The 13246-nt window shown below is 70.4% G+C and carries 11 protein-coding genes and 1 pseudogene; 5 read left to right on the plus strand and 7 right to left on the minus strand.

The features are described 5' to 3' along the window. Window positions 1–30: 30 nt before the first annotated feature. The 3 genes and pseudogenes from ABZ490_RS14175 to ABZ490_RS14185 all read left to right on the plus strand — a co-directional run bounded on the left by ABZ490_RS14175 (window position 31) and on the right by ABZ490_RS14185 (window position 1687). Window positions 31–843, plus strand: coding sequence for an MBL fold metallo-hydrolase (locus ABZ490_RS14175; protein WP_358988991.1), 813 nt, complete (start codon window positions 31–33; stop codon window positions 841–843). 150 nt (window positions 844–993) lie between these two features. Beyond that, window positions 994–1176 (plus strand): annotated as a pseudogene (locus ABZ490_RS14180) (aquaporin); the annotation flags it as partial. Between the two features lie 85 nt (window positions 1177–1261). After that, window positions 1262–1687, plus strand: a complete 426-nt coding sequence (locus ABZ490_RS14185) for an aquaporin (RefSeq protein WP_358988993.1) — start codon at window positions 1262–1264, stop codon at window positions 1685–1687. Here ABZ490_RS14185 and ABZ490_RS14190 read toward each other — a convergent pair. The 7 genes from ABZ490_RS14190 to ABZ490_RS14220 form a co-directional block, all read right to left on the minus strand. Then, entirely contained in the window at window positions 1578–2519 is a 942-nt protein-coding gene (locus ABZ490_RS14190) for an AraC family transcriptional regulator (protein WP_358988995.1), read from the minus strand. The genes ABZ490_RS14185 and ABZ490_RS14190 overlap by 110 nt on opposite strands. A gap of 920 nt (window positions 2520–3439) precedes the next feature. Then, window positions 3440–4819 (minus strand): C4-dicarboxylate transporter DctA, encoded by a 1380-nt coding sequence (gene dctA, locus ABZ490_RS14195; RefSeq protein WP_358988997.1) that lies wholly within the window; start codon window positions 4817–4819, stop codon window positions 3440–3442. A gap of 222 nt (window positions 4820–5041) precedes the next feature. Then, window positions 5042–6430 (minus strand): aldehyde dehydrogenase family protein, encoded by a 1389-nt coding sequence (locus ABZ490_RS14200; protein ID WP_358988999.1) that lies wholly within the window; start codon window positions 6428–6430, stop codon window positions 5042–5044. Next, window positions 6427–6864 (minus strand): cupin domain-containing protein, encoded by a 438-nt coding sequence (locus tag ABZ490_RS14205; protein WP_358989001.1) that lies wholly within the window; start codon window positions 6862–6864, stop codon window positions 6427–6429. Before ABZ490_RS14205 ends, ABZ490_RS14200 begins: the two co-directional genes overlap by 4 nt. A 29-nt stretch (window positions 6865–6893) precedes the next feature. Beyond that, window positions 6894–7196, minus strand: coding sequence for a putative quinol monooxygenase (locus tag ABZ490_RS14210; protein ID WP_358989003.1), 303 nt, complete (start codon window positions 7194–7196; stop codon window positions 6894–6896). Next, window positions 7193–8263: an Ldh family oxidoreductase gene (locus ABZ490_RS14215; RefSeq protein ID WP_358989005.1), complete on the minus strand. Its 1071-nt coding sequence runs from the start codon at window positions 8261–8263 to the stop codon at window positions 7193–7195. The genes ABZ490_RS14210 and ABZ490_RS14215 overlap by 4 nt, the downstream gene beginning before the upstream one ends. A gap of 124 nt (window positions 8264–8387) precedes the next feature. Then, window positions 8388–9113: a GntR family transcriptional regulator gene (locus ABZ490_RS14220; RefSeq protein WP_358989007.1), complete on the minus strand. Its 726-nt coding sequence runs from the start codon at window positions 9111–9113 to the stop codon at window positions 8388–8390. Window positions 9114–9921: 808 nt separating this feature from the next. Between ABZ490_RS14220 and ABZ490_RS14225 the strand changes: the two genes are divergently transcribed. Both ABZ490_RS14225 and ABZ490_RS14230 read left to right on the plus strand, forming a co-directional pair. Next, window positions 9922–10986, plus strand: a complete 1065-nt coding sequence (locus tag ABZ490_RS14225) for a LacI family DNA-binding transcriptional regulator (RefSeq protein ID WP_358989009.1) — start codon at window positions 9922–9924, stop codon at window positions 10984–10986. 123 nt (window positions 10987–11109) lie between these two features. Continuing rightward, window positions 11110–13164 (plus strand): RICIN domain-containing protein, encoded by a 2055-nt coding sequence (locus ABZ490_RS14230; RefSeq protein ID WP_358989011.1) that lies wholly within the window; start codon window positions 11110–11112, stop codon window positions 13162–13164. The last annotated feature ends 82 nt before the right edge of the window (window positions 13165–13246 follow it).

Below are 13246 nucleotides of genomic sequence, written 5' to 3' on the forward strand. Positions count from 1 at the left end.
CCTTGCACCAGTCTGAAAGGCGCCACCACCATGTCGACCTCCCTGACCTACACCGTCCACACCGCCGGTGACACCGGACTGCACAAGTCGTCCGTCCTGATCACCGGCGAGCGCGAAGCCCTGCTGGTCGACGGCCAGTTCACGCTGGCCGAGCAGCACCGGGTCCTGGCGGACATCATCGACAGCGGCAAGGAGCTGACCACCGTCGTGGTCACCACCTCCGACCCCGACTACTACTTCGGCCTGGAAGTGATCCGCAAGGCGTTCCCGGACGCCCGGATCGTCGCCACCGCCACCACGGTGGAGCGGATCAAGGCCAGCTGGGAGAAGAAGCTCAAGACCTGGGCGCACCTGGGCAGGAACCTGCCCACCGAAGTGATCGTCCCCGAGGTGCTGGACGGGGACCGTGTCAGCCTTGAGGGGCACGACTTCGAGCTCCGCGGCGGCCACCCCGACCTGGTCTGGCGCACCGAGTACCTGTGGCAGAGCGAGGACCGCGCGGTCGTGGGCGGGGTGCTGCTCTTCGCCGGCCTGCACGTGTGGACCGCCGACACCCCCACGCCGCGCGAGCGGGCCGCCTGGGCCGAGACGCTCGAGGAGATGGAACGGCTCGCCCCGCGCTTCGTGGTCGCCGGCCACCGCTCCGCCGACTCTCCCACCGACGCCTCGGTGATCACCTACACCCGCACCTACCTCGCCGGGTTCGAGGAGGAGCTGGCCAGGAGCGGCAACGACTCCGAGGCGCTGAAGGCCGCGCTCATCGAGCGCCACCCGGACCTCGGCCTGCTGGTGGCCCTGGAGCTGGGCACCAAGGTCGCCACCGGCGAGATGACCTGGGGCTGACCGATGCTCACCTCCACCCGTGCGCGCGCGTGGCGGGCCGTCGGGAGGCCCGCGGTCCAGGGCGGCACGACCGCCCGGGCCGCGGCCGCCGTGGAGTTCGCGCTCACCGGCGGCGTGCTGTTCGTCCTGGTCACCGCCGTTCGATGGGTGATGGCCTCCCCGCTCAGCCGGGCTCTGCCCGGGCCGCACCTCAGGCTCACCGTCGTGGCCGTGATCGTCGGGGCGGCGCTCGCGTGGGCGCTGTCCTCCCCGACGGGCCGTCGCTCCGGCGGGCACCTCAACCCGGCCGTCACCCTGGCCCTGTGGGTCACCGGCGCCTTCCCCGGCCGCCGAGTCCTGCCGTACGTCGCCGCCCAGCTCGCGGGTTCCCTGGCCGGCACCGGCCTGGCCCGCCTGGGGCCCGGTGGTCGACGCTCGTATGGACTACGCCGCGGTCCGGCCCGCTCCCACATGGTCGGCCGCCGCCGTGTTCGCCGCCGAAGGTGCGGCAACCGCGGCGATTCTCACGGTCGCCCTGTTGCTGATGTCCCGCCCCGTGTGGGCGCGGTGGATCCCGCTCGCGCTGCCCCTGGCAACCGCCGTGGTCATCGTCACCTTTGGCACCCTCACCGGCGGGTCCGCCAATCCCGCCCGCCAGTTCGGCCCCGCCCTCTGGGCCCACCAGCCCGTCTACTGGTCACCTCTGTGGATCTATCTGCTGGCACCGCTCGCAGGCGCGGCCCTCACCGCCCTGGTCACCCGGTACCGGGCACATCGCCCCGGCCACTCTCCGAGGAGCGGCCGCGCACGCTCGCACGGAAGGCGATCGGAGACTGACCGGCGCGCTGCTGGAAGTACTTGCTGAAGTTGGTGGCGCTGGTGAAGCCCAGCTGCGCCGCGATCCGGGACGCCGGCAGGCTGCCGTGCGCCAGCAGGCGTTTGGCCTCCAGCATCACCCGCCGGTCGATGAACTCCTTCGCCCCCACCCCCGCACCGGCCAGTGTCGCCCGGGAAAGGGTGCGGGACGAGTAGCCGAGAGCCCGGGCGTAGTCCTCCAGACGGCGTGTGCGGGTGAAGTCGCGTTCGACCGCATCACGGAAGTGCACGAACGTCTCACCCGGCTCCGGGGCCGGACTGCCGACGGGCATGGTGCGCTGCGAAAGGCGCAGCACCAGAACCGCCAGCAGGTGGCGCAGCACCGCCATGTGGGCCTCCAGCGAAATACCGCGCAGCGCAGGGAACTCCAGCGCCAGATGGTTCACGGCCATCTCCAACGCGTGACGGTCCTCGGTGTCGGGAATCTGGAGCACCGGGGCGTGCGGATCGTCCAGGCGCGCTGCCGCCACGGTGCCCGGATCCAGGAAGTCGCGCTCGAAGAGGATCAGAGTGCCCTCGGCCTCGTGCAGATCACCCCATTGCTGCACCTGGCCGGGCCGGATCCACAGCCAGGAGCCCGGCTTGAGGGCATAGCCGGTGAAATCCACCGTGTGCCACAAGGTGCCGCTGGAGAGGGTGACCAGGTGGTGGAAGGTCGGCCGCTGCGGTTGCCTCAGCCCTGCCTTGCCCATGCGGAAGGGGGCCCGCTCCCGCAGCTCCGCCAGAGACATGATCTCGACGCCGGTCGGTGTGCCGACCGCGGGTGCGAAGCCGATGTCCGCGATCTCGCGCGGGCTGTCGAGTCGTTTTCTCACCGTCACCAGTAGTCACCATGCGGGGAAGGAATCCTGTTCACTCTCAGTTTGAGGGGTGCACGGCCGGTACGTTCTGCGGACGTGGGCGGTCGCTTGCAGACGAGAGACTCCAGGTGCCCTGGGTTCCCGATCGGTGCGGCATGCGGCGCGGATCGGGCGGATCAAAGCGAAGCACGGCGATGACGACGAGCAGGGGGCGGATGCCGGCTGACCTGTCGCAGGGGGCACACCCGGCGACGCTCGACGAGCAGCCCGAGCTGATCGCCGCCCACGCGGCACGCGTCGCCCGGATCGGGGTTCGATCCGCTGCAACTCTTCCATCGCCTGGTGCAGGCCTGCCATGACGAAGGCGCCACCGCATACGAGCGCTGGCCCGAGCTGGTCACTGCTACGGCAAGACTGCAACTGTCCACCTCGCCGGACCCCACTCCTCGGACCGCGTCCGGCCTGGTCCCTTGCCGCCGCCGTACTCGGCGGTTCGGAAGGAGCGGTGCGCGCTCGGGTTGTCCTGCTGTCGGGTTTCGTCCACGTCGGAGGCCCAGCCGTGCTCTCCGGTGCCGCGTGGCTTTTTCGTCCGGTGACGGACGCTGATCGCGTGCCGGACCGCCAACGCCGAGCGGCGGCCAGAACACCGACCGCACCCAGCCGGGCCGGCGGATCTGCGGTGCGGGGTGTTCTTGCGGCGGGGTCAGCCGGGCCATGGCGGTGTTCGAGCCTCTCGCCGGAGGCTCCGTTGCCGAGCCGCAGAAACCCGGAGGCTCCGTTGCCGAGCCGCGGAAACGGTGACGGGAGGCCGCCGCTGCGGTGGGGGCGTGTCGTGGGGCCGGGTTTCGGGGAAGGGGCGAGTGGCTCGGGAGTCAGGGCCGAGGGCGGCCGCCGTCCGTCGGGCGGTGGGGTGCCGCGCGGGCGCCCGGACCTGAGAGGGGTCAGCCCGCTGCTGGCGCGGTGGCGGTGCCGGGGAGATCGGTTGCCGGGTGCTCGCGCCCGTGTTCGTCGGCTTCGCGGAGGGGCGGCGGCACGTCCTTTCCGTCGAGGACGGCTTTGGCGCGTTCCAGGTCGAACTCGCCTTCCCACTTGGCGATGAAGATCGTGGCCACGGCGTTGCCCAGGACGGTGGTGAGGATGCGGCCCTCGTTGAGGAAGCGGTCGATGCCGACGATGAGGGCGAGGGCCGCCATGGGGACATGGCCGATGATGCCGACGCTGCCGGCCAGGACGACGAACGCGCCGCCGGGGACGCCGGCCGCTCCCTTGCTGGTGATCATCATAATGCCGAGCATCACCAGTTGCTCGCCCAGGGACATGTGGATGTCCAGGGCCTGCGCCAGGAAGAGGGAGCTCATCGTGAGGTAGATGGCGGTGCCGTCGAGGTTGAAGGAGTAGCCGGCCGGCAGGGTGAGGCCGACGACCGGGCGGGAGGCGCCGAGGTGGGTCATCTTGTCGACCATGCGGGGCAGGACGGCCTCGCTGGAGCAGGTCGCGAGGATGATCATCAGCTCTTCCTTGAGGTAGCGGCAGAGCTTGAACAGGTTCAGGCCGGTGTAGCGCAGCAGCCCGCCGAAGACGACGAGGATGAAGAGCAGGCAGGTCACGGAGAAGAGGGTGATCAGGATCAGCAGCTGGTGCAGGGTGCCGATGCCGTACTTGCCGACGGTGAGGGCCAGGCCGCCGAAGGCGCCGAGCGGGGCGGTACGCATGACCCAGCCGACGACCTTGAAGACGACCTTGGAGAGGTTCTCCACGCCCCGCAGCAGGCCCTCGGCCGGTTCGCCGACGGCCTTGATGCCGATGCCGAACAGCACCGAGACGAGCATGACCGGGAGGATCTCGCCCTCGGTGAAGGCGGAGAACATCGTCGTCGGGATGATCGACAGGAGGAAGTCCGCCAGGTTGAGGTGGGTGCTGGTGGCGTTCTCCGGCAGGTCCTGCGTGCTGAGGTCGGAGGCGTCGATGTGCATGCCCGCACCCGGCTGGAAGACGTTGCCCACCACGAGACCGACCACCATGCACAGGCCCGTCAGGACGACGAAGTAGAGCAGCGACTTCGCGCCCACCCGGCCGACCCGGCCGATGCTGTCGACCTTGCCCACGCCCAGGACGACGGTGCAGAACAGCACAGGCGCGACGATCATCTTCATCAGGGCGACGAACCCGTCGCTGAACAGCTGCATCTGCTCGGCTGCGCCCGGCCAGGCCGCACCGGCCACGATGCCCGCCGCCACACCGATGAGGACCTGGACCCACAACTGGCGCAGCCAGTACCCGACGCCGCGCTGCGTAGCGGTCGCCTGCGGAGAGCTGGACATGGTGCTTCCTTTCAGAAGGCTCGAACGACTGGGATTCACTCCTGTATACAGAGGTGAATACATCTCTGTATAGCCCTCTGTCGACATCACTTGGAAACGATGCGTACACCGGGTCCGGACAGGGATTCGGCAGGAAACCGGCAGGTGCGCGGGCACACGAAGGTCCCGCCCGGCGCACAGGGCCGGGCGGGTCTTCACAGGGCGCCGCGGGGACGCGGTGGGTCAGCGGGCGACCCAGTAGGTGCGGGTGTGGGTGAACTCGCGGATGCCGGCGGCGGCCAGTTCGCGGCCGTAGCCGCTGCGCTTGGTGCCGCCGAAGGGCACGCGCGGGTCGGAGGCGACGACGGCGTTGACGAACGCGGCCCCGCTGGTGACACGGCGGGCCAGTGCCACCCCGCGTCGCGTGTCGGCCGTCCAGACGCTCAGGCCGAGCCCGAAGACGCTGGCCTCGGCCAGCCGTACGGCCTCGTCGTCGTCGCGGGCGACGGTCACCGCGGCCAGCGGGCCGAAGGTCTCCTCGTCGAAGGCCGGCATCCCCGGGCCGGTGTCGACGAGGACGGTGGGCTGGAAGAACCAGCCCTCACCGGGCAGGGGCCGGCCCCCCGTGAGCAGCCGCGCGCCAAGGGCGACGGACTGCTCCACCTGGCGTGCGATCGCCGTCCGCAGGTCGTCCCGGGCGAGCGGGCCCACCTGCGTCGAACGCTCCCGCGGATCACCGATCCGCAGCGCCTCCACGCCCCGGACGAAGGCGGTGATGAACGCGTCCGCCACCGCCTCGGCGACGATGAACCGCTTGGCGCACACGCAGCTCTGGCCGGAGTTGGTGAAGCGCGCCCGTACGGCGGCCGCCGCGGCGGCCTCGACGTCGGCGTCGTCGAGGACGACGAAGGCGTCCGAACCGCCCAGCTCCAGCACGGACTTCTTCGCCGCCCGTCCGGCCGCCGCGCCGACGGCCGCACCCGCCCGGTTGCTTCCGGTCAGGGTGACCGCGGCGACGCGGTCGTCCTCGATGAGGCGTGCCGTGACATCGGGAACGTCGGCGTCCGCCACGACCAGGGCGGTCACCAGGTGCTCGGGGAACCCCGCCTTGGCGAAGACGTCCTGGAGGGCGAGTGCGCTGCCCGTCACGTTCGAGGCATGCTTGAGCAGCACGCCGTTGCCCGCCACCAGGGACGGGATCGCGAAGCGCATGACCTGCCAGACGGGGAAGTTCCAGGGCATCACCGCGAGAACCAGGCCCATGGGCTCGTACGCCACCCAGGCGTCGGCGCCCTCGACCGCGCTCACGTGCTCGTCGGCGAGGATGCCCGGTCCCTGCCCGGCGTAGTACTCGGCGGTCAGGGCGGACTTCTCCACCTCGGCTTCCGCTTCACCGACCGGCTTGCCCATCTCCGTCGCCGTCAGTTCGGCCAGTTGTCCCTTGTGCTCACGCAGGACGCGCGCCAGGTCGGCGGCCCGCGCGGCCCGTTCCGCCACGGGGGCCGGGGCCCAGGCCCGCCAGGCGTCGTGCGCGCGCTCCACAGCCGCCTCGATCCGTACGGCGTCCCAGGCGTCGTAGGACGAAATCGGCCGCCCCGTGGCCGGGTTGACGATCTGGATGGTGCCGCTCATGACGTGGGAGCCCCTCCCTTGTCGTGCGCCGAGAGGTGGGCGAAGGTCTCGCCGGTGGCGGTGATGGTGCGGGTGACGTCCCGGCCGCCGTAGACCCAGTAGATCCGCATGACGCCCTCGCCGCGGTTGAGGAACCGGTGCGGGACGTCGGCCGGCACCCAGGTGGCCTGGCCGGGCGCGAGGTCGAAGAACGCGCCGTCGATCTCGGCGGTCGCCTCGCCTTCGAGGATCAGGACGGACTCCTCGACGTTGTGGCTGTGCAGGGGCAGTCCGGTGCCCGGCTGGAAGACGGTCTGGCCGGTGGTGACGAGGGCCTTCTCGGAGTTCCACTTCCCGACGTAGGGGAGGGTGGCCACACCGCCGCCCCGGTCGAAGCGTTCGACCTCGTCGGGGCGGATGAGCAGGTTCGGCGCGGTGGGCTGGGCGGTGCACATGGGGGCGGCTCCTTACGGGTTCGAGGAGGTCAGGAATGGTGGAACAGGCGGCGCGAGAGCGTGTTGACCTGGCTGCCGGGGACGACGTACCGGGCCACGGCCTCCCGCCAGACCCTGAAGTGCGGCGCGCTGCGGTGCGCCTCGACGGCGGCCTCGTCGTCGTAGAGCTCGTGGAAGACGAAGTGGTGCTCGTCCGCCAGGTCGCAGACGACGTCGAAAAAGCGGCATCCGGGCTCGTCCGTGAAGGAGCGCTCGGCGTTCTCCTCGATCGCGGCGAGGAAGTCCTCGCGGCAGCCGGGGGTGACCTGGAGGGAGACGGTCAGGGCGATCATGCGGGCAGCTCCTGGGAGTCGGCGGGGAGGGGCAGGGGTACGCCGGTTGCGGCGGCGATGCGTGCGAGGGCGGCCCAGGTGTCGTCGACGAGCGTGATGCCCTCGGTGCGCAGGCGCTCGGCGGTCCGGATCTCCGGCTCGCCCGGGACGAGGACCTCGTCCGTGCCGGGCGCGGTCGGGGTGTCCTTTGTCTCCTCGATCAGGGCCGCCATCCGCTGCTCGAATTCCGTCGGGTCGGCCATCGAGCGGATGTCGAGACAGATCAGCAGGTGGCCGACGCCGCTTCGTCCGGTGGGCCGGTAGGGGCCGACGACGGACGTGCCGAAGGCGCTGCCGGTCAGCACGCCCGCCAGCACGTCGAACATGAAGGAGATGGCGTAGCCCTTGTGGCCGGCCATCGGCAGGATCAGGCCCTCGATCGCGCGGCGCGGGTCGGTGGTCGGCACACCGTCCGCGTCGGCCGCCCAGCTTTCGGGGATCGGGGCACCGCGCTCCTTGGCGTGGTAGATCTTGCCGCGCGCCACGGCCGTGTTCGCGATGTCCATCACGACCGTGCCGTAGCGGCCGGCGGGCGCGGCGATCGACCAGGGGTTGGTGCCGATCCGCTTCTCCCGTCCTCCCCAGGGGGCCATCGCCGGGCTGGCGTTGGTGGCCAGCAGCGCGACGCAGCCCTGCTCGGCGGCCCTGCGGGTGAAGTAGGCGGCGGTCCCGAAGTGGCCGGAGTTGCGGACGGCGACCGCGCTGACGCCGCTTCGGCGGGCGCGCTCGACGCCCCAGGTCACCGCTCGGTCGGTGAGCACCTGGCCGAGACCGTCGTGGCCGTCGACCACGAGCACGGCGCCGTTGTCGCTGACGATCTCCGGGGCGGCGACGGTCCTGGTCGCCCCGCTCGCGAGCCGGTCGAGGTACCAGGGCAGCCGCAGCATCCCGTGGGACGCGTGCCCCCACAGCTCCGCGGTCACCAGGGTGTCCGCGAGCAGCCGGGCGTCCGCGGGCGGGACGCCGTGTGTTTCGGCGGTGGCGGCGGCGAACCCCAGCAGGTCGGCGGCGCCGACGGTGTAGGGCATGAGAGGGCACCTCGCATCGGTCGACTGATGTATCCACTCCTGTATACATTAGTCGGCGTGAAGAAACCACAGGTCCGCGGGTGCGATGAGGCAGAGCGCTTCCCGTGGACCCGGCGATCGCCCCTCAGCCTGTGACGTCCAGGGACACGTCCGTGCCGAGTGCCAGATCCTGGCTGGTCAGGCTGTCGATGAGGGCCTGCAGGGTCTGCGCGAGGTGGTGTCGGCTGGCCGCCTCCGCCGCCTGGGCGTCCCCGTGCGTGATCGCCTTCAGCATCGCGCGGTGCTCCTCCAGCGAGGTCAGCATGCGGCGCGGCCCACTGTGCGAGAGATGGCGCAGACGTACGGTCTGGCTGCGCAGATCACGGATCGTACGGGCAAGGTACGGATTGCGGCAGGCCGCGATGACCGCCTGGTCGAACGCCTCGGTGATGCCGTAGAACTCCTGGTACGAGCCCGTCTGGGCGGCGGAGTCCAGCGCGCGGAACGACTCGTCGAACGCCTCGAGACGGTCGAGGAGACCACGGAACGGGACCAGCACCCGCTCGTCGGCCGAGCCCGCCGCGGCGACCGACGCGGCCGCCCGGGGTTCCAGGAGCATCCGGAACTCGAACAACGCCCGGACCCCGCCCAGGGAGATCGGAGCCACCCGGGCCACCTCTCCCGGCACGAAGTCGACCAGTCCCTCCCGGGCCAGCCGCCGGATCGCCTCCCGTACCGGCGTCCGTGAAGCGTTCAGCTCCTCACCCAGCTGGACCTCGCTGAGCTTGGCCCCCGGCCGCAGCCGCAACGACTCGATGTCGCCCTTCAGCCGCTCGTAAACCGCCTCGCCCTTGCCGGCCGCCCGCGCCATGAGACTCCCTGTCCATCCCTACGCACACTTTCGTGTATACAGCTTACGGGGCGGGCGCAGCCATCCGCTGGGGCGCTTCGGGGGAGAGTGCGCGTTCGAAGCCGGGGCGTCGGGCGTGGCCGCCCGGCTGGCTGCGAGCTCCGCGGACGCGCAAGGGTCTCCTGCCGGTCGGCGACGGGTTGTCTGGCCAGCATGCCCATGCCCATGCCCAATCCTCGGCAGTGCCGAGACGGTGACACCCAGCAGTGCCGGGTCGACGTCCCCGTCGAAGAACAACGCGCCGCGCGCCCGCAGTTGGGCGAGTTTGCTGGCCACCGTGGACGCGTTCGGGTCGGTCGCGGCGGCTAGGTCGGCGTGGCTGTTGCGGGCGTCGTCGCGCAGCGCGTCCGGCAGCAACCGATCGGCGTCAGCGAGCAGGCACGCGGGGATTCCGGCCCGGCTCCTGCCGCAGCTGAATTGGTCGTGGCGGGCATCATAGGGATCGCCGAGCGACCATAATCAAACGGAATCAAACAAAATTGATCGATTGAATGCCGGGGAAGAGTGGGCGGTGGGCGGACTCACTGTCAAGGCTGCGCGGTGAGCGTTTCCTCGTTGGACCTGGTTCAGAGGCATAGCCGCTGGCCAGTATTGATGCCCCTTCTGGGTACTCCTGTGCTGTCGCCGTAACTCCTTCGTCGTGCATCGCGCGGTTGCAAGAACTCTTGACGTCGACCGCTCGGCTGCGTAGACATGACCGCGCGATCAGACCGCGTGGTCATAGTCGCTGACCAAGCGCGTTGCAGGGAACAGAGCCGAAGGAGACTCGATGACACCGGAAGTGGGGCACGACGTGAGTACACCTGTGCCGCGCAGCGCGGACGTCGCACGACTGGCCGGAGTCTCGCGCAAGACCGTCTCCCGGGTTCTCAACGACGAACCGTACGTCTCGGACGACGCCCGCCACCGCGTCCTCGCCGCCGCCGAGGAACTCGGCTACCGGTTGAACCACGCGGCCAGGGCGCTCGCTTCCGGGCGCACCCGTTCCCTCGGCGTCGTAGCTCTGGGAACCGCGGGATACGGGACCGCCTCCCTGCTGGTGCACATCGAACAGGCCGTACGGGACGCCGGGTACGCGCTGCGGGTGGTCTACACGCCGGACGGTGATCCGGAGGGCATCGCCGACGCCCTGGAGTCGCTCCTCGAACAGGGAGTGGACGGCGTCGTCGTCTCCGAGCCCGTCGTGAAGGGCGAGATCCAGCTCCGCGTCGACGTCCCCGTCCTCTTCCTCGGAGCGCCCCCGTCCTTCACCGCCAAGCGCACGCTGACCGTGAGCGTGGGCGCGCACGAACTGGCGCGGGCCGCCACCGAACATCTGCTGGACCTCGGACACGAGACCGTCCACCACCTCGCCGGCCCGCGGAAGTGGTACGCCACCAAGGACCGTATCGAAGGCTGGCGGGCCGGTCTCGCCGCACGGGGCGCGCACGAACCGCCGCTGCTCAACGGCGACTGGTCGGCCGCCTCCGGGTACGCGGCCGGTCGCGCGCTGGCTTCGGACGGCTCCGTGACGGCGGTGTTCGTCGCGGGCGACGAGATGGCCATCGGCCTGATCCACGCCCTCAAGGAAGCCGGACGGCGGGTGCCGGAGGACATCAGCGTCGTCGGGTTCGACGGCAACCCCGTCTTCGCCTACGTCTCCCCGCCGCTCACCACCGTCTGCCAGCCCTTCGCCGCGGCGGCACGGGAGGGGATCAGGCTGCTCGTGCACGCCATCGAGAAGCCCGACGTCGAACCGCCGCAGGCGCAGGAGCCTCCGGTCGAACTCGTGGTCCGCGGCTCGACCGCGCCTCCGCCGTCCCGCCGAGGCCGACCGCTGCCGCGCACCGCCTGAGCGCCCCCTGAGGGCCTTCGAAATCCGCTCGGGCGCGGCGCCCCCTCGACTCCGCCCTCCACCGGTCCGACCGGAGAACGGCGGTCACCGAAACACACGCACCATCCCGTTATGGAGCCGCACATGTCCACCGATCGAGCAGGCGCCAGACCCGGCGCCGCATCGGCCTCCCGACCCGTCTCGCCTCTTCTGCTGCTGCTCGCCCTGGTCGTGGCGATCAGCACGATGATCTTCCCCGCCGCAGACAAGGCACATGCGCTGGCCAGGCCCTCGCAGACCATGTACACCCCGCCGTCCGGCAGCCCCGCCCCCGGCTCGCTCTACCCGAGGGCGATACGGCTGGAGCACAGCGGCTCCTCCAGCGGCACGTTGCTCGCCACGTTCGAGCAGTACACGTCCGGCAGGCCCGTCTTTCCGATCTACCGCAGCACCGACAACGGCAACTCCTGGACCAAGATCTCCGACGTCGCCGACACCCAGAACGGCTGGGGGATGCGCTGGGAGCCGCAGCTGTTCGAACTGCCCACCGCGGTCGGCAACTTCCCCGCCGGGACCCTGCTGATCGCGGGTGACTCGGTCCCCGCCGACCGGTCCGCGACCAAGATCGACATGTATGCCAGCACCGACCACGGGCTGACCTGGACCTTCGTCAGCAACATCGCCACCGGCGGTCAGGCCACCGCCAGCAACGGCTTCACCCCGGTGTGGGAGCCGTTCTTCCTGATGAACGGCAACAGGCTCGTCGTGTACTACTCCGACCAGCGTGATCCCGCCCGCGGGCAGAAACTGGTCCATCAGGTCAGCACGGACGGCGTGAACTGGGGCCCGGTCGTGGACGACGTGGCGGTGTCCACGTACAGCGCCCGTCCCGGCATGGCGACCGTCGTGCAGCTGCCCAACGGCAAGTACGTGATGACGTACGAGTACGGGGGTGCCCCGGAGGGGAACTTCGCCGTCTACTACAAGATCTCCTCCGACCCTGAGGCGTTCGGCTCCGTCACCGGCATCCCGCTGAGGACGACCGACGGCACCGTCCCCTGTTGCAACCCGGTCGTCGCCTGGCTGCCCACCGGCGGCTCCAACGGCACGCTCGTGGTCAGCGCGCAGAGCAGCACGGACCTGTTCCTCAACACCCAGAACGGTGCCGCGAACGCCTGGACGCGTATCCAGTCGACCGTCGCGGGGGGCTACAGCCGGGGGATGCTCCCGCTGCCCGACGGCCACAGCCTGCTGGTGCTCAGCGGCGGCTACAACGGCAACTCCCTCAACCCCGTCACCTACGGCACCATCGACCTGGGCGGCGGCATCTCCGACGGAGCCACCTACACCGTCTCCAACGCGGGCAGCAACCTCCGGCTGACCATCGCGGGCGGTACGACCGCCAACGGCACCTACGCCACCCAGCAGAACAGCGACAACGCCACCGACCAGCAGTGGAGGTTCGTCCTCCAGCCGTCCGGCTACTTCAAGATCTTCAACGTGGCCAGCGGCAAGGTGCTGGGCGTGGAGAACCAGTCCACCGCCAACGGCGCCAAGGTCCTCCAATGGGACGACAACGGCACCCTCGACCACGAATGGGCCGTCGCCCCCAGCCCGTCCGGCGGTTTCACCGCCGTCAACCGAGTGACCGGCAAGTTCCTCGAGATCCCGAGCGCCTCCACGACGGCGGGCACGGTCGCCGGTCAGTGGGACGGCACCGGCTGCGCCTGCCAGCGCTGGAACCTCACCCAGACCGCACTGCCGTCCCTGTCCACCGGCCAGTACGTGCTCGTGAACAAGAACAGCGGCAAATACCTGGAGATCCCCGCCGCCTCCACCACCGCCGGCACGGCAGCCGACCAGTGGCAGAACTCCGCCTGCGACTGCCAGCTGTGGACCTTCCAGTCCCAGAGCGGCGGCACCTGGAACCTCCAGAACGTCCACAGCGGCCTGAAGCTCGACGTTGGCAACTCCTCCACCTCCGTCGGCGCGGCCGTCGTACAGAACACCACCTCGAGCGCCAACTCCCAGAGGTGGACCCTGACCGACGCGGGTGGCGGCTACTACAAACTCGTCAATGCGGGCAGCGGCCTGGTGGCCGGGGTGGCCCAGTCCTCCACCACCAACGGTGCGTCCGTCGTCCAGTGGAACGACGTCAGCGTCGACGACCAGCTCTGGAAGATCACCCGCGTCAACTGATCCGATGATCAGCGGGGTGACTGACATCCCGCGGCCGGGCTCGCCGACGGATCCGGCGGGCTCGGCCGGATCCGCGGACGGC

This window comes from Streptomyces sp. NPDC005811, assembly GCF_040630405.1.
Classification (GTDB): Bacteria; Actinomycetota; Actinomycetes; order Streptomycetales; family Streptomycetaceae; genus Streptomyces.